Source organism: Mesorhizobium shonense, assembly GCF_040545255.1.
GTDB classification, from domain to species: domain Bacteria; phylum Pseudomonadota; class Alphaproteobacteria; order Rhizobiales; family Rhizobiaceae; genus Mesorhizobium; species Mesorhizobium shonense.
Genome location: NZ_JBEPLM010000003.1, coordinates 489,002 through 512,220, shown reverse-complemented (window position 1 = coordinate 512,220; position 23,219 = coordinate 489,002). Strand labels below are relative to the sequence as shown.

The following is a 23,219-nucleotide window of genomic DNA, read 5'->3' as shown; positions in this document are numbered from 1 at the left end:
TAGTGTCGGCCTTCTTGCGTAAGTAGGCGCCGCCCCTCATCCGCCTGCCGGCACCTTCTCCCCGTATAGTGACGGGGAGAAGGAGATGGGGCGGTCTCGCCGCCCTTCTTGCAGCGCTGGAGATTGGCGAAATCATCCGCGACAGCGTCTTTCTCCCCGTCACTATACGGGGAGAAATGCCCGGCAGGGCAATGAGGGGCGGCGCCGACGTTTTTCAGCTATCGCCAGGCTTCTGGCTCACCGCGCGTGCTTATCCGCCTTCCGGTTCCCGAGCAGCAGCTTGCGTTCCAGATGTGCCCTGAGCTCGCCGTAATAGGCGGTGAGGAAGGCTTTTGAATCGACCGGTTCGACCTTGGCGCCGATCTTGCGGCCGATGGTTTCCGCCACCGCTTTCATGGCGAAATAGTCGTCGCGGCGCAGCACTTCCTCCAGCTTGTGCAGCTCGGCAATGCCATAGGCGTCGAGCTGCGCGGCGCTGAACTGGAAGCGGGCCGCGACCGGATCCTTGCGCAGCGAAAGATCCTCGACCAGCGCCACCTTCGGCGCTTCGACCACCCAGGTTCCCGCAAGCAGGTCGCCGATCCTCAGCCGGTCCCGGTTGAAGAGCGGAAACAGCGAGAAGAGCAGCGCCCAAACCAGGCCGAAGATCGTCGACAGCGTGTCGGCGACGCCGGCGCTGCCGCGCGCGGCAAGGATCGACAGCGGCAGGAAGATCTCGATCTCGCGCATCAAATTGCGCGCGATGACCTGGTCGAGGGTGAGGCCAGCGCCGCTGCGCGAGGCGACCCGCACGCCGACCATCCGCTTGCCGGGCGTCGCCGCCCGCCGTCCGGCCTCGAAGGCGATGAAATAGACGTTGCGCAGCAGGAAGATGAAGATGATCCAGACGATGAAGAGCGGTTCTGCGTCCCTCGCGCCGAGGCCGCCCAGGCCGAAGATCGCGACGAGGCTGACTACGATCGCGGCGACGATGATGATCACCACATCGAGCAGGAATCCCGAAGCCCTTGTGCCGGCATCCGCCAGCTTCACGCGCAGGTCCACGCCCTCCGGCGTGACCAGCGGGCGCACGAGCGCGGCAGGGTTCCTAGCCGTTGCCATGCCGCACCGTCCGGAACAGGTAGAAATAACAGATCCACAGCGCCAGCATGCCGCCGCCGATCGAATAACGGGCAACGTCGCTGGTGATCGTCTGCCGGCCGATGCCTTCGAGCAGGCCGGCAAACAAGAGCATCACCGCTACGCCGACCATGGCGGTCGCCGCCACGCGCCCGGCTCGGGCTGCCGCTGCCATGCGCGTCAACTCGCCGGGAAAGGCGATGCTTGTGCCGATGCGCATGCCGGCAGCACCCGCGATCGCGATCGCGAAGAGCTCGGTGGTACCGTGGATCGACAGCCACCCGCCGAGCTGGAAGCCGAGCCCCTTGGCGGCATAGATCTGGAAGATGGCGCCGAGCATGCAGCCGTTCATCAGGATGATCAGCACGCTGGGCACCGCGAAGGCGAAGCCGAGCGCGAAGGCGAGGATCGACACCTGCGTGTTGTGGGTGAAGAGATAGGCGGCGAAGCCTGAGAGAAAATGGCCGCCGCCATCGCCATAAAGCACGCTGCGCAGCATCTCGGCCGACGAATCCGGATTGCGCCCGCCGGCCAGGCTCGGCGCGATGATGGCGTCGTACCAGCGCTTGTCGGAGGCGACCAGCCAATAGCCGGCGATGGCACCGATCACCGTGAGCGCGACCGACGTCCAGACTTCGCGCCACAGGTCGCGGATCGCCGCCGGCCAGTCGTGCAGGAAGAAGTCGCCGACGCGCGTTCTTATAGATCGCCGCGCGCCATAGAGGTAAAAATAGCCGCGCAGGCAAAGCGCTTCGAGATAGGCGATGAGCGCGCTGTCGAGCGAGGTCGCGCGCGCCACCGAAAGCGAGGACAGCGCCGAGCGGTAGAGCAGGGGCAGCGATAAGAGTTCGTCTTCCGACAGCGTGCGCGGCGCGCGTTTCTCGACGCGCGCAAGCAGCGCCTCGAACGCCTTCCAGTCGGCCTCGCGTTCCAGGCGGAAGCTCGCCAGCGACTGGCGCACCGCATCGGTCCCTGCAGGCAGCGTCATAAGAGGTTCTCCTCCTTGAGCTGGATATAGCGCTCGACCAGCGCAGGGCCGAGCCGCTGATGGTCGGCCTCGATAACATGCGCGCCGAGCAGCCTGAGCCTGCCGATCACCACCTGCCGCTCTCTGAGCAGGTCGCCGGCGGTGACGGCGCGAGCCACGTCTTCGGGCATCGCCGGCGCCATGTCGGCCAGCGTCTCCAGCTCGACGTCCTTCATCAGCATGAACAACACCAGATGCCGCTCGGTCAGCCGGCCGATGGTGCGCAGCATCAGTTCGGCGCTGATCGGATCGACGAAATCGGTGAAGATGATGACCAGCGAGCGCCGGTCGAGCTTTGCCGCAAGCGTGGTCAGCGCCAGCGTGAAATTGGTCTCCTCGGTCGAATAGTCGATCTCGGCGGCGCGCTTCTGGATCATGGTGAAGCTTGGCGAGCCGCGCACCGCGCCGCTGGAGACGCGGGGCCTGGCGTCGAAGGAGAACAGGCTGACGAGGTCGCCGCCTTTCAGCGCAATGAAGGCGGAAAGAAGCGCCGCCGTCACCGCGCGGTCGACCTTCGGCACGCCGTCGACCGGTTCGCACATCAGGCGGCCGCTATCGATGGCTAAAACGATGTTGTTGTTCTCCTCGATGCGGAACTCGCGCGCCAGAAGCTTGCCGTGGCGGGCGCTGCGCTTCCAGTCGATCATGCGCCGGCCCATGCCTGGCTGATAGTCCTTCAGCGCCTCGAACTCGCGGCCCTGGCCGGCGCGCTTTTGCGCATGGCCGTCGGCAAGGGCCGAGCGCTGCAAGAGCGTGATCGCCTCGTCGCGCGCGCGGCTGACATCGGGCAGCACCGCAACCTTGCGGTCCATCGGCAGCACGACCTGGTTCCAGACCAGCCCGAACGGCCCCTGCCAGCGCAGCCACAGCCGATCGAAGCTGGCAATACCGCGCCGGATGGCGTCGAATTCGAGGTCGAGCATGCCGCCATTGGCGGGCAGATCGCCGCCCGTGCCGTTGACCGGCGCCAGCCGCTGGTCATGCCCGACGCGCGCCTGCAGCCGGCGCGCCTTTGCGCCGAGACCGGCCGCGATGTGCAGCGTGAAACGCCCGCCGACACCGACCTGCGGCGGCGCGGTCAGCGTGGCGCTGAGCGAGGCGCGGCCGCGCCCTGCCGCCGCATCCACCGCCAGGAAGGCAAGCAGCACGCAGATCCACAACAGGCCGAGATACCAGACATGCGGTAGCGCGAGCGCGATCAGGAAGGCGGGAATCGCCCCCGCCGCCGCTGCCCACACCGCTCTGCCGCTCGGATAGATCAACGCGGCGCTTCCGTCTGGTCGACGAGGTCGGACACGATCTGCTCGACCAGCCGACCGTCGATCTGCGCTGCCGGCGAAAGGATGACGCGGTGGCGCAGTGCAGGTACCGCGAGCGCCTTGACGTCGTCGGGGATGACGTAGTTGCGGCCGTCGAGCGCGGCTCGGGCTCGCGCCGCCCTGGCCAGCATGGCGCCGGCGCGCGGGCTGGCGCCGACTTCAAGGTCCGGGCTTTCGCGCGTGCCGCGCACAAGCGCCGCGATGTAGCCGACCACGTCGTCGACCAGCGTGACGCCGCCCACCGTCGCCAGCGCCGCCTCGAGTGTCTTGCGATCGGTCCGCGCCGTGATGCCGTATTGCTCGATATTGTGCGAGGCCGAGCCGCCGCCGTGATGGACGATGATGGCGCGTTCTTCCTGCGCATCCGGGTAGCTCACACGGTGCTTGAACAGGAAACGGTCGAGCTGCGCCTCGGGCAGCGGATAGACGCCCTGATGCTCGATCGGGTTCTGTGTCGCCACCACCATGAAGTTCTTGCCGAGCGAGTGCGTCGTGCCGTCGAAGGTGACGGCGTGCTCCTGCATGGCTTCCAGCAGTGCGGCCTGCGTCTTCGGCGGCGTGCGGTTGATCTCGTCGGCGAGCAAGAGGTCGCAGAAGATCGGGCCGCGCGTCAGCGTGAACTGGCCGGTCTGGAAATTGTAAATGTTGGAGCCGACGATGTCGCCGGGCATCAGGTCGGGCGTGAACTGGATGCGCCCATAGGCGACGCCCAGCGCCTGCGCGAAGCAGCGCGCGGTCATCGTCTTGGCGGTGCCCGGCGGACCTTCGAGCAATATATGCCCGCCCGCGAACAGCGCCGTCAGCATCAGATCGACCGTGTCGCGCTGACCGGTGATCGCTTTCGCCACTTCTTCCCTGATCGCGGTCGCCAGGGCCTTCACTTCATCGACGTTCACCGAGCCTCCTTGCCGTCCAGTTATGCAGCTCTTCCGCTGCTTCATGCATTCCGGCCAAACTATTGGAATCGTTCGCAACCTTGAAGCGCGCTGTGAAGCCGTGCGCTTCGCTCTTGTCGCGGGAATCCAGCCAGCGGTCGAGCGCCTCGCCCTGCAGCCCGTGCGGCGCGCCGAGCAACGCGGCGGCGCGTTGGCGCATCAGCGCCGCGTAACGGTCGCCAAGTTCTTGCAGCCGGCCGGCACGCTTCAACAACATCGCCGTGGTGTCGACCAGCGCCCGCTTGCCGAAGGCAATGGCGCGGCCTTCGGTTCGCGGCGGGCCGAACCGGCCAAGCCCATGCAGGAACGCAAGGGCCGCCGCAGTCAGCACCGACAGCGTCAGCGCCAGGAAGGGCGGCTCGACCAAGAGCTTGGCGAGATCGTAATTCTGGCCGATGCCGTGCAGCGTCAGGTCGAACATCACCGCGCCCTTGGCGGGCTCGAGCATGGCGATCATGTCGAGCGCCGCGGCCGCTTTTTGTGGGTCCTTCAGCGCCGCGTTGTTGATGAGATCGGGATCGGTCAGGATGTAGAAGGGCTCGTTGTCGAGCTCGGCCAGAATGGCCTTGCCATCGCCCGCCGAGATCAGCGGATGCTCGTCGGCCACCCACTGCAGCTCATCGGGCACAGCGATCTTGCGGCCTTGAACGTCGATCCGATCGACCGTTGGCTTGCCTTCACCAAGCTTCGCCTTGGCGAGCCGGCCGAGCCAGTCGTTGACCACCGTGCTCGGCAGCCGCTCGACCTTTGTCTCCCAGCCGTCATGGCCCAGCAATGGCATGGTTTGCCATTTGGGCAGCACGAACAGCGTGTCCTTGCCCGAGCGCAGCTTGACGATGCGCTGGAGCGCCGCCGGGTCGCTTTCCGGCGCGATGGTGACGATCAGCAGGAAGGTGGACGCCAAAGCAGATTCCAGGTCCTTCTCGCCGCGCGCCATCGGCGGCGCCTGTCCGTTGGTCAGCTTCAGCCATTCGACAAGCCCGGCATAGCCGGTGCCGCCCTTGGAAAGCGGCGTGCTCCCGCCTTCGGGCTGGCGGAAATCCGGGGCGTAGGTCGAGAGGAGAAAGAATCCGGCGGCCGCCAGCAGGCTGGCGAAGATGCCCCAGAACAGCGTCCTGCGGCTGAACGGCGCCTCGGCTGCGTCTGTCGCCTCCGCGCTCATGCCCAGGCATCCCGGAAGGCGAAGCGCTCATAGGCGCCGCGCGCCTGCTGCCAGCCTTCGGCGCCGACTGGCCGGCGGGCGAACAGCGCGGCCTCGACGATGCGCGCGATCTCGCTGAAGGCCGTGCGGGGGCGGGTGGGGATCGAGCCCGCGGCGGCGATGTCGCGCGCGGTCAGCGATGGGCGCAGGAAATCGGGCAGGCGGGTGGCGATGTCGGCGACACTGCGGCGTAAAAGCAGGTGCACCGCCTCGTCATAGTCGCCGCGCGCGGCGAGCGTATCGGCCTCGGAGAGCAGGATCTGCGCAGCGCCTGCATCCGGGCGCCATTCTTCTTGCGCCTCCGCCTCCTTGCGGGCGCGCCGCCACGGCAGCCGCCAGGCGACACCCTTCGCTTCGAGCATGAGCAGGAACACGATGATCGCGACGCCCGTGATCACCGCGCCCCAGAACAGATAGATCATGTAAGGGCCGATCTTCGCCAAGGCTTCCAGCAAAGGCTTCAGCCATTCCGGCGGTTCCGGCCGCACCAGCCCCGGCAGGTCGAACTGGATCGAATCGTCCGCCAGCAGCTGCTTGTGCATCTTGGCCAGCCATTCGGCGTCGGCCGTGCCCGGCTCTGTCACCCGCGCGTTCCCCCTGCAACCTGCGGTTCGGCTCCGACACTGGCAATATGCCTAGACAATTGCAAGTGCACTGGACGCGGCCCGTCAATCTTGGCAAATTTACTTTGAAGTCGCCGAATTGGATGCGGCGGCTCGGGGGAAACTATCATGACCACTGCGACATTGGGACGACCCGGCAGATTCGAGATCGGCAGGGTATTCAACACTACTTTCGGTGTGATTACGCGCAACATCGGGCTTTGCGTTGGATTGGCCCTGCTCTTTTCGGGGCTGCCGACATTTCTTTTTCAGCTCTGGAATGAAGCTCGGATGAGTAAGTTGGCAGGCGTCGATTCGTCCAACCTCGCGCTGGCCGAGCCGAATGTGGTGATCCGGGATTCACTCTTCACCTTTGCCTTTGGTCTTGTTTATTTCCTTCTATCGCTACTGCTGCAGTCGGCCCTGGTCAGGGCAACGATCGAAGACCTGAACGGCAAGAAGCCCGGCTTCGGCGACAGCATTCAGATTGCCCTTCAGTGCCTTTTGCCCACGATCGGCATCGGAATTTTGGTCGCCCTCGGCACTGGCATCGCCTCCTTGGCGCTGCTGGTGCCCGGCATCATCTTGTGGCTTGGCTGGTCGGTATCCGTACCCGTTCTGGTGCAGGAGCGTCGCGGTGTTTTCGGCTCGATGTCGCGCAGTCGGGCGCTGGCCAAGGGCAACCGTTGGTCTCTCTTCGGCCTGTTCGTCATCCTTTTCATACTGGCAATGGTCATCCAGGCGGTTCTTGGCACCTTCGTTTATCTCTTTGGCGACGGCATTATCGGTTCCGTAGTCGGTGCCGTGGTTTCCGCGGTGATGTCGACGGTTATGTCCACGGCGACAGCCGTCAGCTATGTCGAACTGCGCCAGGTCAAGGAAGGCACCAGCGTCGACGAACTGGCGGAGATTTTCTCGTAGCGAAGCGATCACCGCCGTCCTCCGATGAGGGCGGCGGCCAGCTACGTCAGTGACAGCAGCCGTGCCTTGATCGCACGCTCGTGCGGCATAGGCAGGACGAGGTGATCGGCACATCCACCCTGCCAAGTGCTGTGGCAAGTTTCGCCTCGAGGCCGGGCAGTTCCTCGCTCTCGCCGCGCCGCTTCAGGCATTCGACCAGCCCGTGCAGCGCCCAGACCTTGTCCGGGTGCTCCGCGCAGCGCTGGACCGCGCCGCTGAGGCCAAGGTCGTCGCGACAGGCCTCCGCTGCGTGGCCCTGGTCGAGGAGAAGTGCGGCCAGCGCGCGGCGTGGCGCAAACGCTTCTCAGCTATCGAACCGTGCCGGACGAAACGGCTCGAGCAACAGACTGGGCGTGCCGCTGACGATCTCGCCGGCGAGCAATTCGCCCGCGACGAGGCCAAGCGTTGCGCCGCTGTGGCTGAAGACGACATGGTAGCCGGGAATGCCGGTCAGCTGCCCGATCACCGGCTCGCCGTCCGCCGGAATGGGCTTCGGCCCCATGTGATGACTTTCCAGCGCCAGCGTCGGGTTGCCTTCAAGCACTTTCGAGGCTTCCTCAAGCAGCCCAGCGATCGTTGACGGCTTTGCCTCGTAAGTGCGGTCGTCGTGCACGATGACTTCATCCTCGGACCAGGCCGAGTCGAGCGCGAAGGCGCCGTTCGGCGTCGGCCGGATGGCGACGCGCGGCGTGTTGAGCACGGCCCGCAGCGGATGCCGGACCGGTTTGCTGATGACGAGCAGCGCGCGCGTCGTGCCGTCGCCGATGCGCTTGCCCACCTTGGCCGCCATGCCGGGGACGGCCGGGCCCGTCGCGACGACAACGGCATCGGCATCGAGCATCTGACCCGAAGCCGTCCTCACGCCGCTGACCCGGCCATTGACGAGGGTGACGTCGGCGGCACCGGCGTCGGTGACAAGCTGGCCGCCGCTGTCGCGAAATTCCTTTAGCAACCGGCCGATGAGCGACGGCAGATCGACCCAGCCTTCGCCGGCATTGAAGATCGCACCCTGCGGTGACACGGCGCCGGCGTCGACACCCGGCGTGACGGCGGCGATTTCGCCCGGCGCGAGCAGTCGTGTCTCATAGCCGATCTCCTGTTCGTGACGGAAGATTTCCTTGATCTGGTTGGAAGCGTCGTCGGCGTCCCAGGTGAGCCCGCCATCGAGGCGCAGCCAGGCGCCGCAGTCGTGCTTTGTCGCAAATGCCCTGTGGCGCTCGATACCCTGCATGCGGAGCTTGTGGTAGGCCACCGACCGCTTTCGCGCCGAATTTAGCCAGGCGAGCGAGCGCGACGATGCGCCGTTGGCGACCGGGCCATCATTGACGATGGTCGTCTCCGCGCCCAGCCGGGCGAGATGGACGGCTGTGGAAACGCCGAAGATGCCGCCGCCGATGACGGCGACCTTGAGGGCGGATTTATAAGTCATGAATGCAGCTTTCGATGATCAGACAGTTGGTGTTCGGGATTATGCTCGGGTACGGCCGCGCGACGGCATCGTTCACAGCACCTCGGCGAGGAATTGCTTGAGCCGGGGACTCTTCGGCCTGTCGAAGATTTCCGCCGGCGGGCCGACCTCGACGATGCGGCCCTCGTCCATGAAGGCGACCTGATCCGCCACCTTGCGGGCAAAGGCCATCTCATGGGTGACGACGATCATCGTCATGCCGCGCCGGCCGAGATCGGCCATCAGGTTGAGCACGCCCTTGACGAGTTCGGGGTCGAGCGCGCTCGTCACCTCGTCGAACAGGATGACCTCGGGGTCCATGGCCAGCGCGCGGGCGATCGCCACGCGCTGCTGCTGGCCGCCCGACAGGCGGCTCGGCCGGTACTCCGCGCGCGCGGCAAGGCCCACCTCGGAGAGGCGCGCTTCGGCCAGGCGCCGTGCCTTGCTTCCCGCCATGCCCTTGATCTTGGTCAGCGCCAGCATGACGTTCTCGATCGCCGTATGGTTGGGGAACAGGTTGAAATGCTGGAAGACCATGCCGATGCGCCGGCGCAGCGTTTCCGGCTTCATCGCCAGGATGCTCTCGCCGTCGAGCAGCACGTCGCCGGCCTTGGGTTCGACGAGCCGGTTGAGGCAGCGCAGCAGCGTCGATTTGCCGGAGCCCGAAGGGCCGATGACGCAGGTGACGGTTCCCGGCTCGACCTTGAGCCGGATCTTTCTCAGCACCTGCAACTCGCCATAGGCCATGTCGAGATCGCGCACTTCGAGGCTGCCGGCCTTGACGGCGGGCCGTGCCACCTCGTGACGGGGCTTGCCCGCCGTGTCCTTCAACTCGCCGACCTCGACGAGACCGCTGACGACGCCGCCAGGCTTTTGCTTGCCGAGCCGCAGGCGGTTGTCGAGGTGGTTGACGACGTGGGTCAGCGGCACGGTGATGATGAGGTAGAACATGCCGGCCAGGAGCAGCGGTGACAGATTGCCGGTGACCACCGCCTGGTCCTGGCCGATGCGGAAGATCTCGCGCTCGGAGGCGAGCAGGCCGAGGAAGTAGACGAGACTGGAATCCTTGACGTTGCCGATGAACTGGTTGACCAGGGCAGGAAGCACGCGGCGCACGCCCTGCGGGATCACGATCAGCCGCATGCCCTGGCCGTAGCTCATGCTGAGCGCGCGGCAGGCTTCCATCTGGCCGCTTTCGACGCTCTGGATGCCGGAGCGGAAGATCTCGCCGATATAGGCGCCGGCAATCAGGCTGAGCGCCACGATCCCGAGCGGGTAAGGGGAGGGCCCGAAAATCTCGCGGCCGATGCGGGCGAAGCCTTGCCCGATCAGAAGAATGGTGAGGATCGCCGGCAGCCCGCGAAAAATGTCGGTGTAGATGCGCGCGGGGAGCCGCAGCCAGGCCGAGCGTGAGATGCCCATCACGGCAAGCACCATGCCGATGAAGATGCCGAGCACCGTCGATGCCGCGGCGAGGATCAGGGTGTTCTTCAGCCCGACCGCAAACAGCGCCGGCAGCACCGAGGCCATCGCATCCCAGTCGAAGAAACTGCGCTGAAGATTTTCTAACCAATCCATCCGTCAACCTGCCTTGCGCGGCGGCGCGACCACCGCGCGCGATCTCTCACGGCCTGCCGAAAGGGGCCGCCGGCATTCGCGCCGGCGGCCGAGCGCGGCTCAGTTCTTCTTGGGGAGATATTGCTCCGGCATCGGCGATCCGGGGAACCATTTCTGGTAGAGGTCGCGCCAGGTGCCGTCCTGCATGGCTTCGTGAATGCCCTTGTTGAGCGCTTCGCGGAAGGCGTCGTTGCCCTTGCGCACGACGAAGCCCGCGGGAGCGTCGAAAGACGGGATGTTGATCGCGATCTTCAGGGCCGGATAGCGTTCGCCATATTGTTTTGCCGCCTCATAGTCGAGGAAATGCCCGTCGACCGTGCCGTTGTTGAGCGCGGCTATGGCCGAGTTGTTGTCCGGGAACCTCACCAGGTCTGTGTTCTTGAAGTTCTTGCTGGCGTAGATCTCCTGCAGCGTGCCCTGGACGACGCCGAGGCGCTTGCCGGCCAAACCCTCCGGCGAGGTGATCTTGGGGTCGGACGTCAGCACCGACAGGTAGCCGGCGAGATAGCCGTCGGAGAAATCGACCGTCTTCTTGCGCTGCTCCGTCGTTCCTATTGCCGCGACCGCGACGTCGAAGCGCTGGTTGGCGACCGAGGGCATCAGCGCCGAGAATTCCTGGCCGGTGAAGGTCACCTGATCCGGCTTGAAGCCCATCCGGCCCACCACGTTCTGGAAGAATTCGAGGTCGAAGCCGGTAAACTTGCCGTCGGTGGTGGTGAAGGCATAGGGCTTGGCATCGCCCATCGTGCCGACGCTGATCGTCTTGGCATCGATAAGATTGTACGGGTTGTCCGCCGCCCAAGCCTCGGGCAGCGACAGGGCGGCAAGCGCGACTGCGAAGACGAAAGAGCCGATGCGCTGCCGCCGGCTCGATGTGAAAAGACCTCTGATGTTCATGGCTGTTCTCCACTCTGACGATCAGTTCGTGCGCGGGGCGTAGCGAACAATTTCGATACGGCCTGCGATCCGACGCTTCGGGCGTTCTTTTTCTTGTGAGACCGGTCTCAAGTTACGAGTGAGACCGGTCTCTTGACATTTGTAGGCACGGGAACGACGATCCGTCAAACGAATTTGAAAGCGACTTTTCCACAATGAAGCGCCCACCCAAGGCCCCCTCCGTCACCGTCAGCGACGTCGCACGCGAGGCGAAGGTTTCGAAGGCGACCGCCGCGCGGGTGCTTGGCGGCTATGGCCGGGTGAGCAAGACGGTCCGCGCTGCCGTGCTCGAAGCGGCGAAGGCGCTCGACTACCGGCCGAATGAGCTGGCGCGCAGCATGACCACCGGCCGTTCAGGCAGCATCGGCGTCGTCGTCGGCGACATCGAGAACCCGTTCTTCTCGCTTGCGGTGCGCGGCATAAGCGACGTCGCGCGCCTGTCGGGCATCAACGTCATCCTGGCCAATTCTGGCGAGGAGATCGAAGCCGAGAAGAGCGCGATACGCGTTCTGTTGGCAAAGCAGGTCGACGGCCTGATCGTGACGCCCGCCCAGTCCGGAGATATCGCCCACCTCAGGGAGATTGCTTGCCCGTTGGCACTGCTCGACCGGGCATTGCCGGAGCTCGATGTCGACACCGTCACCGTCGATGACCGCAATGCGGCCCTGCGGGCCACGCGCATGCTGACGCAGGCCGGGCACCGCAGGATCGCCTATGTGACCGCCGCTCTATTGTCCGGGGATTTTCGCGGCGCCGAGTCGAGGATCAACACCTCCACTGTGCGCGAGCGCATCCTGGGCTTCCTCGAAGCCTGCCGCGAAGCCGGCATAGAGGGGGCGGAGCGCAACATTCATTTCGGCAGCGGGCGATCGGACAGCGCGCACGCGGTGCTGCAACGTCTGCTCCGGGATGCCGGACGGCCGACGGCGATCCTTGCGTCCGACAGCGTCGTGGCGCTCGATCTGTTCAAGGCGATCCGCGAATGCGGGCTCAGCATTCCGAGCGACATATCGCTGATCACCTTCCACGACGCCGACTGGACGAGTGTGACGACGCCGCCGATCACCGTCATCGACCAGCCGGTTTATGCATTGGGGAAATCCGTGGCGGAGCTCTTGATCCGCCGCCTGAAGGGCGATGATCGGCCGCCCGAGTGGATCGTCCTGCCGACGACGATCATCGAACGGATGTCGGTAGGCAGTCGCCCGAGCCAATCGGGCGATCGATCCGACTCATGAAAGCAGGTGCAAACCGGCCGGCGCGGCTCTGCTGAGCCACGCCGGCCGAGCCAGTCCCTGGGAGGATCAGGACTCCAGCCAGACCTTTTCGAAATGCTGCTCGAGCGCCTGGTGCTGCTCGCAGCCGTTCACGCCCTTGCGATAGGTGCGGTAGACCGAGCGCCAGTAGGGCTGGATGATGACGCCGGAGTCGCGCAAATTCTGCTCGATCTTGGCCATGATCTCCTTTCGCGCCGCCGCGTCGGGCGTCGCCAGCGCCTTGTCGAGAAGTTCGTCGAACTCCTTGTTCGAATAGGCGCTTTCGTTCCAGGCGGCGCCCGATTTGTAGGCGAGCGCCAGCACTTGGACGCCGAGCGGACGGCCGAGCCATTCTGTGCAGGAATAGGGGAACTTGCTCCAGTCGTTCCAGAAGGTCGCGGCCGGCAGCACGGTGCGCTTGATCTTGAGGCCGGCCTCGCGGATCTGGGCGGCGATGGCGTCAGCGGTGCTCTTCTGCCATTCGACGTCGACCGAGATCAGCTCGTATTCGTGGTCGGCCTTGCCGGATTCGGAGAGCAGCTTCTTGGCTTGATCGACATCGCGCTTGGCCGGTCCGATATCGGCGAATTCCGGATGCATCGGTCCGACGTGGTGGTTGTCGGCCGGTTTGCCCCTGCCGTCGAGGCCGAGCTTCAGCACCGCCGCATTGTCGACGGCAAGCTGGGCGGCGCGGCGCACCTTGACGTCGTCATAGGGCGCATTGCCGACATTGAAGCGCGCGACGATGGTCGAGCCGGTGGCGATCTCGGAGTTCTGCAGGCCCATCTGCTCGGTCTGCGACACGGCGTCCGAAGCGGTCTCGTGGTCAGTGTCGATCTCGCCGGATTCGAAGGCCGACAGCATGGCGTTGGGGTCGGAGCCGTAATCGACCCATTTGATGCCGTCGAGATAGAAGTCGCCCTTCCACCACGGCTTGTCCTTGCGCTTCACCTCGGCGCCCGTCTCGGCGTCCCAACTCACCAACTCGCAGGGGCCCGTGGTGATGGCCAAAGCCTTCTTCGGGTCGGCGTCGCCCTCATAGGAGCGGTGCATGATCAGCGCCGGATAGTCTGCCATGCCGGCGATCAGCGAGATGTCGGGCTTGGGCAGGTTGAGCTTGACGGTGTAGTCGTCGACCTTCTGGATGCCGCCGTCGACCGGCTTCTTGGTGTCGGCGTTGACCAGCGCGCCCATGCGGGCGGCGACCGAATTGCCGGCGACCGAAGCATCGCACCAGCGGTTGAGGTTGTGGATCACGTCGTCGGCATTGAAAGTGTCGCCGTTCGACCAGGTGATGCCCTTGCGCACATTGAGCGTGATCGTCTTGGCGTCGTCGCTGGTCTCCCAGCTTTCGAGCAGCCAGGGCTCGAAGGTGAAGTCGGTTTTCCAGCGCACCAGATATTCGTTGCAGTGGCGCGCGACGTTCGACATCTCGACGCCGTCGAAAGTGCGCGGATCCTTGAATCCCTTGACGTTCATCGCCACGCGCAGTGTGCCGCCGCGCTTCGGCTCCTCGGCGCGGGCGGGCGAGGGGGTAAGTCCGCCCAGCGCCAGGGCGCCGGCGGCGCTGACGCCGAGGCCTGCCATAAGCGCCAGGTATTCGCGCCGACTGATCGCGCCTGTCTTGAAATCGTCGGCGGTCGGCTTCGCCCGCGGGTGCAGTTTTCTGTCGGTCAGCATGAATTTCATCGTCGTTCCCTCTTGGTTGGGCGCGCGGTGTCGCCAGGTACAGGGCGGATGCGACCGCCGGGGCGCCGTTGCCTGCCGAGGAATGATAGGTCCGCTTTCCGCAGCGAAATGTTTGGTTTTCCGCAGTTCTTGTGCGCTGTTCCGCAGCTGATCTCCCCCCTTGAAGGGGAGATGTCGACGAAGGCGACAGAGGGGGTCGCCGCGCGTGAAGCGCCGGCGCCTTTCGCTATGAGAGAGAAGGTCGGCGATTTATGCGAGACGACCCCCTCTGGCCTGCCGGCCATCTCCCCCTCAAGGAGGGAGACCGCAGCCTCATCGTCCGGCGCCAAGCGCCCCAATATTCGCAATAATCCTCATAAACGCTTCTGCCGCGCGCGGCACCGTCGGGCGAGCGCGCAAAAAGCTGTGCACTAGCCGTTTCTCCTCGCGCCACCAGGCGCGGCCGCCGGCGGCCAGAATGCGGTCGCGATACGCCTCGCCGTCGGAGGATAGTGGATCGCATTCGGCGGTGACGATGACCGTCGGCGGCAAGTGGGAGAAGTCGCGGTCGCGGACCGGCGAAAACGTCGGGTCGTCGAGTGACTGCCCGGGCGCCGAGCGGACGCGGCGGTAGAAGTCGATATCGGCGAGCGTCAGCAACGGCGCCTCGGCGTGTTCGATGTAGGATCGCCCGGTCTCGTCGCCGCCCAGACCGGGATAGATCAGCACCTGGCCGATGGCATGCCTTGGATGATGCCGTGTCGCCTGCGCCACGGCGGCGGCGAGGTTGCCGCCGGCGCTTTCGCCGCAAAGCACGATCGGCAGCGTACCTGTCGCGGCGACCCATTCGAACACCGCAAGCGCATCGTCGAAGGAAGCAGGATGCAAATGCTCCGGCGCCAGCCGGTAGTCGGTGGAGACCACCTCGAAGCCGGTGCCGGCGCAGATTTCGGCGCAGATGTCGTCATGGCTGTCGAGATCGCCGAGCACGAAGCCGCCGCCGTGATAGTAGACGACGACTGCCGCTGCCACCTTGTCTGCCATCTGATAGCGACGGATCGGGATCGCATGCGCCGCCGTTGCGACGAGACCGTCACGGGTCGCCACACCTTCCGGACGCCCTTGGTGAAATGCGGCGCACATCCGGTCATAGACCGCGCGCTGCTCCGCGATCGGGGCGGCGACGATCTCCGGCGGGTACCAGCTGTTGACCTTGTCGATATAGTCCCAGAGCTCCGGATCGAGCAGGGCGGCATATTTGCCGCGCCTTACCGGATCGGCTGGGTCGCTGCTCATCGCCGTCAGAGCTCGGCGTATAGCCGCGCCGCGTTCTCGAAGGTGAAGCGCAGTGGCACCGAGCCCTCGACTTGCCACACGCTCACCGTATCGCCGGCCATCAGCCGGCAGGCGTCGAGCGTGTTGGTGACGGCGCCGCCATAGAGCCGGTTGGCGAGGTTGAGGATGGCGGTCTGGTGCATGGCGGCACTCGCGCTGCCGCAGGCGTCCTTGACCAGCAGAACGCGAAAACCGCGCGCCACCGCGTCCTTCACCGTGGCGTCGATGCAGGCTTCGGTCCACACGCCGGCAATGACCAGCCATTCGATGCCGGATGCCTTGAGCTTGTCGGCGAAGTCGTTCTTGCCGAAGGCGCTGGCTTCCTGCTTGAACAGTATCGTTTCATCGTCTTGCGGCGCGACCTCATGGCAGATCGCTGTCAGCGGATCGTCCTTGTCGGAGAAAGCCGACTTGCCGCTCTCGTCAACGGGATGGAACGGCCGCGCTTCGGCCAGGTCGACGATATAGGCCCAATGGTGGAGCGGCACGAAATTGCGCCGCGCCGCGTCTTGCAGCCGCTGGACGTTGGCGAGGATGTCGGCAAACCCCTCGACCAGATAGCGCTTGTCCTTGCGATGCTCCTCCTGGAGATCGATGAACACCGCGGCCACCGTGCCGCGCCGGATGGAAATGGGCGTTTTCATGCGGAATGTGCTGTCGGTGCGTGGGTGCTACTTGTCAAGAAATTCGTCTTCATACGGGAAACGCGAGAGCAGCTCCGTCCCCGTCTCGGTAATGAGAATCTCGTCCTCCAGCTTGACGCCCTCGCGGCCGCCTTTCTCGCCGATATAGCTTTCGACGCTCACCACCATTCCTGGCACGATGATACCGTCGCGGCCGTAGGTCTCGTAATCCATCGAATGCGCGATGAACGGCGTCTCGCCATGCATGCCGACGCCGTGCATGACCGAGGTGTAGCGCTGGTCGACGAAGCGATCCGGGATCTTCCAAGCCTTCTCGGCGATCTCGCGGAACGCCATGCCGGGCTTCACGATCCCGATGTTGTGCTGAACCTGGTCGTGCGCCATGCGGTAGAGCGACTTCTGGTAAGGGGTCGGCTTGCCCGGGCCGCAGCGGAAGGTGCGCGAGAAATCGGAATAATAGCCGTAGCAGCCGATCGTGTCGGTATCGAGCGCGACCAGTTCGCCCGGCCTGATCTTGCGGCCGCTCGCCTCGTTGAACCATGGATTGGTGCGCTGTCCGGAGGTGAGCAGCCGGGTCTCGATGAACTCGCCGCCCTGGCGGATCACCTCGTGATACATGATGGCGAACAGCTCGTTTTCGGAAACGCCGGGCTTGATCGCCTCGCGCACGGCGGCCACCGCGGCTTCAGCGCCCGCCATCGAGGCCTGCAGGCACTTCACCTCCTCCGGCGTCTTCACCGCGCGCACCGCCAGGATCTCGCCCTGGCAGTCCTTCACCTCGCAGCCGCGCTTTTCCAGCGCCAGCGCCTGCAGGTGGCTGCAGCGGTCGAGGCCGAGCTTCATCGAGCCGCCGCCATGCTTCTTCAAAAGCTCGGTGATCTCGTCCGCGAACGGCCCGGCGGTCTCGTCGTCGCGGCCGGAGACGGATGACCAGACGAGCTTCGACGGCCGCGCCTCGTCGATCGTGTCGAGCACCATCGAGACATGATAGCTCTGCGGATATTCGAACAGCACGACCGGCCCTTCGGTCGGGATGAAGAAATAGCGGGTCGAGTTGCGCAGGAAATAGCCGAACATGTTGCGCGAGCCGGTGGCGTAGCGCTGGTTGTAGGGATCGAACAGCACGACCGCGCCATAGCCCGCCTCGCGCATCCATGCGCGTAGCTTGGCCAACCGCCCCTTGCGCAGCGCGTCGGCGTCGATGAAGGACGGCTCGGTATCGGAAAGCCACATGCCGCCGGCGGGATCGGCCGCCGCCGGATGGCGCATGCGGTCCTTGAAGTCCACATCCTCGGTGCTGTCGGGATCGAATACGACGATGCTCATGGGAGGCCTCCTGTTCTCGCGAACATAGCCGGGCCGTGGACGATCGCTATGCGGAATCCCGCAGATGTTGTGCTGAGTGCCGCACCAACTGCTTCGTCACCCAACGCTGGCGGGACAGCACCCCCCTCTGGCCTGCCGGCCATCTCCCCCGCAAGGGGGGAGATCAGCCATCACAGCCGCTTTCGCCAATCTCCAGCGTCGAAAAGGGAAAGCCGGCGCCGAAGCTGCCAATCTCCCCCCAAGTGGGGGAGATGTCCGGCAGGACAGAGGGGGGCGCTGTCCCGCCGACGTCTCACCACGACAGCGCGCACCACCTAATGCCGCCGCATCGCCTTCGGCGCCTGCCCATGCTCCTCGCGAAACGCCCTTGCAAAGCTCGACATCGAAGCAAATCCGCAGGCCAAAGCGACATCGCGCACCATCAGCGTCGAATGCGCCAACAGGTCTGCAGCGCGCTTCAGCCGCAGCCGCCGGTAGTAGCCATTGGGCGAGATATCCAGCTCGGCGCGGAAATTGCGCTCGAGCTTGTCGGACGACACGCCCAGACGCTCGGCGAGGTCGGCCATGCCGAGCCGCTCCTCGACCGCATCCTCCATGATGGCGATGGCCGATAGCACCAGCTCGTTCTGGACGCCTGTGCGCAGGCGAAGCGGCATCAGCTTGCGGTCGATGCTCGACCGCAACGGTGAATGCACGAACCATTCGGCGACGCCCGCCGCGAGCTCGGCGCCGTAGTCGCGGGTGATGATCTCCAGCATCATGTCGAGGCTGCCGACGCCGCCGGCCGAGGTGAAGCGCTTGCGGTCGATCACGAAGAGGTCGCGCCGAAGCTCGATGTCCGGAAAAGCCTCGGTGAAAGCAGCCTGGCTGGTCCAGTGCAAGGTGCAGGCGTGCCCGTCGAGGAGGCCCGCGCGGGCGAGGAAGAACGCCGCATCCGCCACTGCGCCGATATGCGCACCGCCGCGCAGGCTCTTCCTGATCCAGCCCATCGCCTCGTCGGCCACGACGTGGTCGGCGTCGCCGCCGGAACAGACGACGATGCGGTCGACCTTCGGCGCGTCCGCCGCGGAAAAGCCGGGCTGGATGACGACGCCATTGGAGGCTTCGACCGTGCCCGGTTCGGCGCCGACGATCACCCAGCGGTAGCAGTCGCGCCTGGCAAGAATGTTGGCGCAGCGCAGCGGCTCGATGACGGAAGAAAACGCCATCATCGGAAAGCCGGAGAAGACCAGCACGGCGAAGGTGAGAGGCGCTTCGCTCCCCGACGGTTTTGCCTGGTTCGGCGCAGTCATGACTGGCGGCCGTAGCGCGGCAGCACGATGTCGGCGGTGAGCGGCGCGAGCTCCATGCCGCTTGCCAGCTCCGGGCTCAGCCAGATCATTTCCTCGATCTCGGCTGCCGGCATCGGCTTGCCGGCAATTGCCAACTCGAAAAGCTCGGCCTCGACGCGGGCATCCGGTTCGTTGGCGGCGGGCGCCGAGAAGGAACCCAGATGCGAAGCGATCGTTGGGTCGACGACGATGCCCAATTCCTCCCGCAATTCGCGTGCAAGAGCGGCGGCTGGCGCCTCGCCCGGCTCGATCTTGCCGCCGGCCTGCATGAAGGTGCTGGTGCCGCGCTTGCGCACCAGAAGCAGCTTGCCGCTGTCGTCGCGGATCACGGCGGCGGCGATCCGAATCGTCCTGACCCCGACGGTCTTGGCATCGCTGGAAGTCACGATAGGCTGTTTCCTGACGGCGGCTTTGGTGGCAGAGAGGGCGGGACTGTAGCGGGCGCATCCGCGCCCTTGCAACGGAGAACAACCAGGATGTTTGCGGCAACCGCAATCGACACGAGCAACAAGCCGGCCTTCTACAATGAGTTGGCCGTGCAACTGAAAGCGCTGCTGGAAGGCGAGGGCGATTCCATCGCCAACGCCGCCAACACTTCGGCGCTGATCTACCAGATGGTGCCCGACCTCAACTGGGCCGGCTTCTATTTCCTGCAATCCGACGAAGAGCTGGTGCTGGGACCCTTCCAGGGCAAGCCCGCCTGCGTGCGCATCGCGGTCGGCAAGGGCGTCTGCGGCACGGCCGTCGATCTCGGCATGTCGATGCTGATCAAGGACGTGCACGATTTTCCCGGCCACATCGCCTGCGATGCCGATTCGCGCTCGGAACTGGTCGTGCTGCTGCGCGACGCGGACGGCGTGTTCGGCGTGCTCGACCTCGACAGCCCGCTCCCCGGCCGCTTCGACAGGCAAGACCAGGCCGGCATCGAGAAGCTGGCAGCGATCTATGTCGCTGCGAGTTCCCTTGAGGACTAGGCGAGCTTTACCAACGATAGGCTGAAGCCCGCGATGAAGATGAAGGCCGTGAAGGCCAGCATCAGCGGGCGCAGGCCGCGCGAGCGCAGCTCCGAGATGTCGGCCTGAAGGCCCATGGCGGCGAGCCCCATGGTCAGCATGATCTGTGCGGAAAGAGCAACCGCCGAATGAACTTGCGCCGGGATCGCCACCAGGCTGTTCAGCGCCACGACCGCGACGAAGGCCACGACGAACCACGGCATCGGCGGCTTGGCGGCGGAAGCGTCAGTGCTGCCGCGGCGCGCCATCAGGCCAAGCGCGATCACCATCGGCGCCAGCATGGCGACGCGTGTCAGCTTGGCGACGGTCGCGGTCTCGCCAGCTACAGCGCCGTTCTGGAAGCCGGCGCCGATCACCTGGGCCACCTCGTGGATCGAGGCTCCGGCCCACAGGCCGAACGTGTGCTGGCCGAGGCCGAACAGAGGCGCCAGCAGCGGGAAGCCGAGCATGGCGACGGTGCCGAACAGTGTGATCGCGGCGACGGCGTAGGTAACGTCTTCGTCGCGGGCATCGGTGACGATGTTGGTGGCGACGATCGCGGAGGCACCGCAGATCGACGTGCCGGCCGCAATCAGCTGCGCGAGCTTGGCATCGACGCCGATCAGCCGCCCCAGTGTCACGGTGAAGAAGAAGGTCGCGCCGAGCGTCGCCGCAACGATGCCGACGCCGCCGAAGCCGATGCCCGCCACCTGGCCGAGCGTAAGCTGGAAGCCGAGCAGCACGATGGCGAAGCGCAACAGCCGGCGCTGCGCAAAAGCGATCCCGGCCTTGGCGTGCACGGGCGTGCCGAGCACGTTGGAATAGACCATGCCGGCGACGACCGCGAGGATCATCGGGCTGAATAGGGTGAGCCCGGAGAGGTTGCGCGCCGAATAGGCGACGCTGGTGATCATCGCCACGAGCACGATACCGGGGACGATGCCGGCCCAAAGCGAGGCCAGGCTCCTGCCTACGGGTCTGGCCGAATTCAGGCCGTTTGGAAGATCGTTCGCGGTGGCGGGCAGGAAAGACAACTGAATTCTCCAGGCGAGTTCGCCGGGGAAATGGCATTCCAGAACCAATCTTTCCAACGAATTATTCGAGTTATAATGATCGAGTTTCCAGAACGATTTGGTCACGCAGACAGATCGCCAGGATGGAGCGATGCAATCGTCGTCGGCGAGGCTGGCTTGACAGCGCCCCGGCGCCCGGTCCAGCTTCGCGCCATGACCGCCTTTTTCGCAAATCCGCAGCGACGTCGCCGTTCGAAGGAGCGGCAAGCTGATTGCGTGAGGACAAAGGCCGGCTAGCAAGCCATCCGGTTCGTCCATCCCAGCCCCGCCCATCGCAACGATCGGCGGGTTTTTTGCATTTTGGAGTCTCTGAATGAACGTCGTTTCTTCCATCGAATTTCGGCCGGCCGCGCCGGCGGATGCCGCCGCCATCAAGATCATCGTGCGCGCGGCCTATGCCAAATGGGTGCCGGTGATCGGCCGCGAGCCTTTGCCGATGCGCGCCGACTACGACAAGGCGCTGGGCGAGCACCAGTTTGAGCTCGCCGTCGAGAACGGCCGCATCGTCGGCCTGATCGAAACCATGGCGCATGACGATCACATCTGGATCGAGAATGTCGCCGTGGCGCCGGAAGCGCAGGGCAGGGGGATCGGGCGGAAGCTGCTCGACAGCGCCGAGCACAAGGCTATCGAGGCCGGCTGCCGGGAACTCAGGCTACTGACCAATGGCGCCTTCCGAACCAATGTGCGGCTCTACCGCAGCCATGGCTACACGATCGATCGCGAAGAACCGTTCATGAACGGAACGACGGTCTATATGAGCAAGAGGTTGGCGCCTTAAGCCTTGTCCTCATGGATGTCGTTTTCCCGAAATCGCTGCACAGTTTCGGGCGGTATGCATCGGGAATTCAACGTGGCTCAGTCACCTGCGCTTGCGTTTGACAGGGCGGTTGCCGCATCGTTATTTCTGACGATATACGACGATTACCTCGCCACATCGAAGCGCGGCGGCCCACAGGGAGCGAAAGCATGTCACACGATCTGCAGTTCTATATCGACGGCGCCTGGGTCGACCCTGTGGTGCCGAACAATTTCGACGTCATCGACCCATCAACTGAGGACGCTTTCGCGCAGATTTCGCTCGGCACCAAACTCGACGTCGACAAGGCGGTGGCCGCCGCCAAGCGCGCCTTCGCTACGTTCGGCTTCACCGAGGTCGAGGAGCGGCTCGAGATCCTCAACCGCGTCATCGAAATCTATAAGAAGCGCAGCAAGGATCTCGCGCTCGCCGTCTCGCGCGAGATGGGCGCGCCGCGCCAGATGGCGCTGGACAGCCAGGTCGGCGTCGGCCAGGCGCATCTGGAAAAGATGGCTGAGGTGCTGAAGACGTTTCAGTTCCGCCATGTCAGAGGCTCGTCGCTGATCGTCAAGGAGCCGATCGGCGTCGTCGGCCTGATCACGCCGTGGAACTGGCCGCTCAACCAGATCACCTGCAAGGTGGGCCCGGCTCTCGCCGCCGGCTGCACCATGGTGCTGAAGCCGTCCGAGATCGCCCCGCTCGACGCCATCATCTTCGCCGAGATCATGGACGAGGCCGGCGTGCCTAAGGGTGTGTTCAATCTCGTCAACGGCGATGGCCCGACCGTCGGCCAGGCTTTGGCCAGCCACCCGGATGTCGACATGATGTCGTTTACGGGTTCGACCCGCGCGGGCATCCTGGTCGCCAAGGCGGCCGCCGACACGGTCAAGCGCGTGCATCAGGAGCTTGGCGGCAAGTCGGCCAACATCCTGTTCCCCGATGTCGATCTCGAAAGGGCGGTCACCAAGGGCGTCGCCGGCTGCTTCGGCAACAGCGGCCAGTCCTGCAACGCGCCGACCCGCATGTTCGTGCCGCACGACCGGCACGACGAGGCGGCCGGCTATGCCAGGAAGGCGGCGGAAAAATTCACCGTCGGGCCGGCCGATGCGCCGGGCGTGAAGCTCGGCCCGGTGGTCAGCCAACTGCAGTTCGACAAGATTCAAGGACTGATCCAGAGCGGCATCGACGAGGGCGCAACCCTGGTGGCCGGCGGCACCGGCCGCCCGGCAGAACTCAACCGCGGCTATTATGTGCGCCCGACCGTCTTCGCCAACGTCACGCACGACATGCGCATCGCCAAGGAAGAGATTTTTGGACCGGTGCTGTCGATCATGCCTTACGACACGGTCGAGCAGGCGATCGAGCAGGCCAACGACACCGTCTTCGGCCTTGCCTCCTACATCCAGGCCAAGGACATCGAGAAGGCGCGCCAGGCGGCCGCCCGCATGCGCTCCGGCAATGTCTACATCAACTATCCGACCTGGGACGCCGGCCTGCCCTTCGGCGGCTACAAGCAATCCGGCAACGGCCGCGAGTACGCCGAATACGGGCTGGAGGATTTCCTCGAGATCAAGGGCATCGCGGGGTATCAGGCGGCAGAGTAGGTTTGAGGCGGCGGCTCCGATGCGAACC

The 23,219-nt window shown here is 65.1% G+C and carries 21 protein-coding genes; 5 read left to right on the top strand and 16 right to left on the bottom strand.

Going from position 1 to position 23,219, the window contains the following annotated elements:
- Positions 1–237: 237 nt before the first annotated feature.
- The 6 genes from ABID26_RS12020 to ABID26_RS11995 are packed head-to-tail and all read right to left on the bottom strand — an operon-like array spanning position 238 to position 6,185.
- Positions 238–1,101 (bottom strand): RDD family protein, encoded by an 864-nt coding sequence (locus tag ABID26_RS12020; RefSeq protein ID WP_354415487.1) that lies wholly within the window; start codon positions 1,099–1,101, stop codon positions 238–240.
- Entirely contained in the window at positions 1,088–2,107 is a 1,020-nt protein-coding gene (locus ABID26_RS12015; protein WP_354415485.1) for a stage II sporulation protein M, read from the bottom strand. The genes ABID26_RS12020 and ABID26_RS12015 overlap by 14 nt, the downstream gene beginning before the upstream one ends.
- Positions 2,104–3,408, bottom strand: coding sequence for a DUF58 domain-containing protein (locus tag ABID26_RS12010; RefSeq protein WP_292302693.1), 1,305 nt, complete (start codon positions 3,406–3,408; stop codon positions 2,104–2,106). The genes ABID26_RS12015 and ABID26_RS12010 overlap by 4 nt, the downstream gene beginning before the upstream one ends.
- Positions 3,405–4,361, bottom strand: coding sequence for an AAA family ATPase (locus ABID26_RS12005; RefSeq protein WP_292302692.1), 957 nt, complete (start codon positions 4,359–4,361; stop codon positions 3,405–3,407). The genes ABID26_RS12010 and ABID26_RS12005 overlap by 4 nt, the downstream gene beginning before the upstream one ends.
- The gene (locus ABID26_RS12000) at positions 4,348–5,562 is read right to left on the bottom strand and encodes a DUF4350 domain-containing protein (RefSeq protein WP_292302691.1); all 1,215 of its coding nucleotides are present in this window, start codon (positions 5,560–5,562) and stop codon (positions 4,348–4,350) included. Before ABID26_RS12000 ends, ABID26_RS12005 begins: the two co-directional genes overlap by 14 nt.
- Entirely contained in the window at positions 5,559–6,185 is a 627-nt protein-coding gene (locus tag ABID26_RS11995; protein ID WP_292302690.1) for a DUF4129 domain-containing protein, read from the bottom strand. The genes ABID26_RS12000 and ABID26_RS11995 overlap by 4 nt, the downstream gene beginning before the upstream one ends.
- 147 nt (positions 6,186–6,332) lie before the next feature.
- Here ABID26_RS11995 and ABID26_RS11990 point away from each other — a divergent pair, with 147 nt between their 5' ends.
- Positions 6,333–7,124, top strand: coding sequence for a hypothetical protein (locus tag ABID26_RS11990; RefSeq protein WP_292302689.1), 792 nt, complete (start codon positions 6,333–6,335; stop codon positions 7,122–7,124).
- A 343-nt stretch (positions 7,125–7,467) separates the two neighbouring features.
- Here ABID26_RS11990 and ABID26_RS11980 read toward each other — a convergent pair whose 3' ends face one another.
- The 3 genes from ABID26_RS11980 to ABID26_RS11970 all read right to left on the bottom strand — a co-directional run bounded on the left by ABID26_RS11980 (position 7,468) and on the right by ABID26_RS11970 (position 11,124).
- Positions 7,468–8,592 carry an NAD(P)/FAD-dependent oxidoreductase gene (locus ABID26_RS11980; RefSeq protein WP_292302688.1) on the bottom strand — a complete coding sequence of 375 codons (1,125 nt, stop codon included), beginning with the start codon at positions 8,590–8,592 and terminating at the stop codon, positions 7,468–7,470.
- A gap of 72 nt (positions 8,593–8,664) precedes the next feature.
- Complete coding sequence (locus tag ABID26_RS11975; protein ID WP_354415481.1) at positions 8,665–10,188, bottom strand: amino acid ABC transporter permease/ATP-binding protein; 1,524 nt, start codon at positions 10,186–10,188, stop codon at positions 8,665–8,667.
- 99 nt (positions 10,189–10,287) lie between these two features.
- Complete coding sequence (locus ABID26_RS11970) at positions 10,288–11,124, bottom strand: ABC transporter substrate-binding protein (protein WP_292302686.1); 837 nt, start codon at positions 11,122–11,124, stop codon at positions 10,288–10,290.
- A 194-nt stretch (positions 11,125–11,318) separates the two neighbouring features.
- Here ABID26_RS11970 and ABID26_RS11965 point away from each other — a divergent pair, with 194 nt between their 5' ends.
- Positions 11,319–12,401 (top strand): LacI family DNA-binding transcriptional regulator, encoded by a 1,083-nt coding sequence (locus ABID26_RS11965; RefSeq protein ID WP_292302685.1) that lies wholly within the window; start codon positions 11,319–11,321, stop codon positions 12,399–12,401.
- A gap of 66 nt (positions 12,402–12,467) precedes the next feature.
- On the opposite strand, the gene ABID26_RS11960 is transcribed toward ABID26_RS11965, so the two are convergent.
- The 6 genes from ABID26_RS11960 to ABID26_RS11935 all read right to left on the bottom strand — a co-directional run bounded on the left by ABID26_RS11960 (position 12,468) and on the right by ABID26_RS11935 (position 19,109).
- Positions 12,468–14,108, bottom strand: a complete 1,641-nt coding sequence (locus tag ABID26_RS11960; RefSeq protein ID WP_292302684.1) for an ABC transporter substrate-binding protein — start codon at positions 14,106–14,108, stop codon at positions 12,468–12,470.
- A 312-nt stretch (positions 14,109–14,420) separates the two neighbouring features.
- Complete coding sequence (locus tag ABID26_RS11955; protein ID WP_292345032.1) at positions 14,421–15,383, bottom strand: alpha/beta hydrolase; 963 nt, start codon at positions 15,381–15,383, stop codon at positions 14,421–14,423.
- Between the two features lie 5 nt (positions 15,384–15,388).
- The gene (locus tag ABID26_RS11950) at positions 15,389–16,066 is read right to left on the bottom strand and encodes an isochorismatase family protein (RefSeq protein WP_292302682.1); all 678 of its coding nucleotides are present in this window, start codon (positions 16,064–16,066) and stop codon (positions 15,389–15,391) included.
- Positions 16,067–16,093: 27 nt separating this feature from the next.
- The gene (locus ABID26_RS11945) at positions 16,094–17,392 is read right to left on the bottom strand and encodes a M24 family metallopeptidase (protein ID WP_292302681.1); all 1,299 of its coding nucleotides are present in this window, start codon (positions 17,390–17,392) and stop codon (positions 16,094–16,096) included.
- A gap of 314 nt (positions 17,393–17,706) precedes the next feature.
- Positions 17,707–18,684: a GlxA family transcriptional regulator gene (locus ABID26_RS11940; RefSeq protein WP_354415478.1), complete on the bottom strand. Its 978-nt coding sequence runs from the start codon at positions 18,682–18,684 to the stop codon at positions 17,707–17,709.
- Positions 18,681–19,109: an NUDIX hydrolase gene (locus ABID26_RS11935; RefSeq protein WP_292345033.1), complete on the bottom strand. Its 429-nt coding sequence runs from the start codon at positions 19,107–19,109 to the stop codon at positions 18,681–18,683. Before ABID26_RS11935 ends, ABID26_RS11940 begins: the two co-directional genes overlap by 4 nt.
- A gap of 90 nt (positions 19,110–19,199) precedes the next feature.
- On the opposite strand from ABID26_RS11935, the gene ABID26_RS11930 reads away from it, so the two are divergent.
- Positions 19,200–19,697: a GAF domain-containing protein gene (locus ABID26_RS11930; RefSeq protein WP_292345034.1), complete on the top strand. Its 498-nt coding sequence runs from the start codon at positions 19,200–19,202 to the stop codon at positions 19,695–19,697.
- Here the strand turns inward: ABID26_RS11930 and ABID26_RS11925 are convergent.
- Positions 19,694–20,749, bottom strand: coding sequence for a YeiH family protein (locus tag ABID26_RS11925; RefSeq protein ID WP_354415475.1), 1,056 nt, complete (start codon positions 20,747–20,749; stop codon positions 19,694–19,696). The genes ABID26_RS11930 and ABID26_RS11925 overlap by 4 nt on opposite strands.
- Before the next feature lie 352 nt (positions 20,750–21,101).
- Here ABID26_RS11925 and ABID26_RS11920 point away from each other — a divergent pair, with 352 nt between their 5' ends.
- Positions 21,102–21,569, top strand: coding sequence for a GNAT family N-acetyltransferase (locus tag ABID26_RS11920; RefSeq protein ID WP_292345036.1), 468 nt, complete (start codon positions 21,102–21,104; stop codon positions 21,567–21,569).
- A 188-nt stretch (positions 21,570–21,757) separates the two neighbouring features.
- Complete coding sequence (locus tag ABID26_RS11915) at positions 21,758–23,191, top strand: aldehyde dehydrogenase family protein (protein WP_292345037.1); 1,434 nt, start codon at positions 21,758–21,760, stop codon at positions 23,189–23,191.
- The last annotated feature ends 28 nt before the right edge of the window (positions 23,192–23,219 follow it).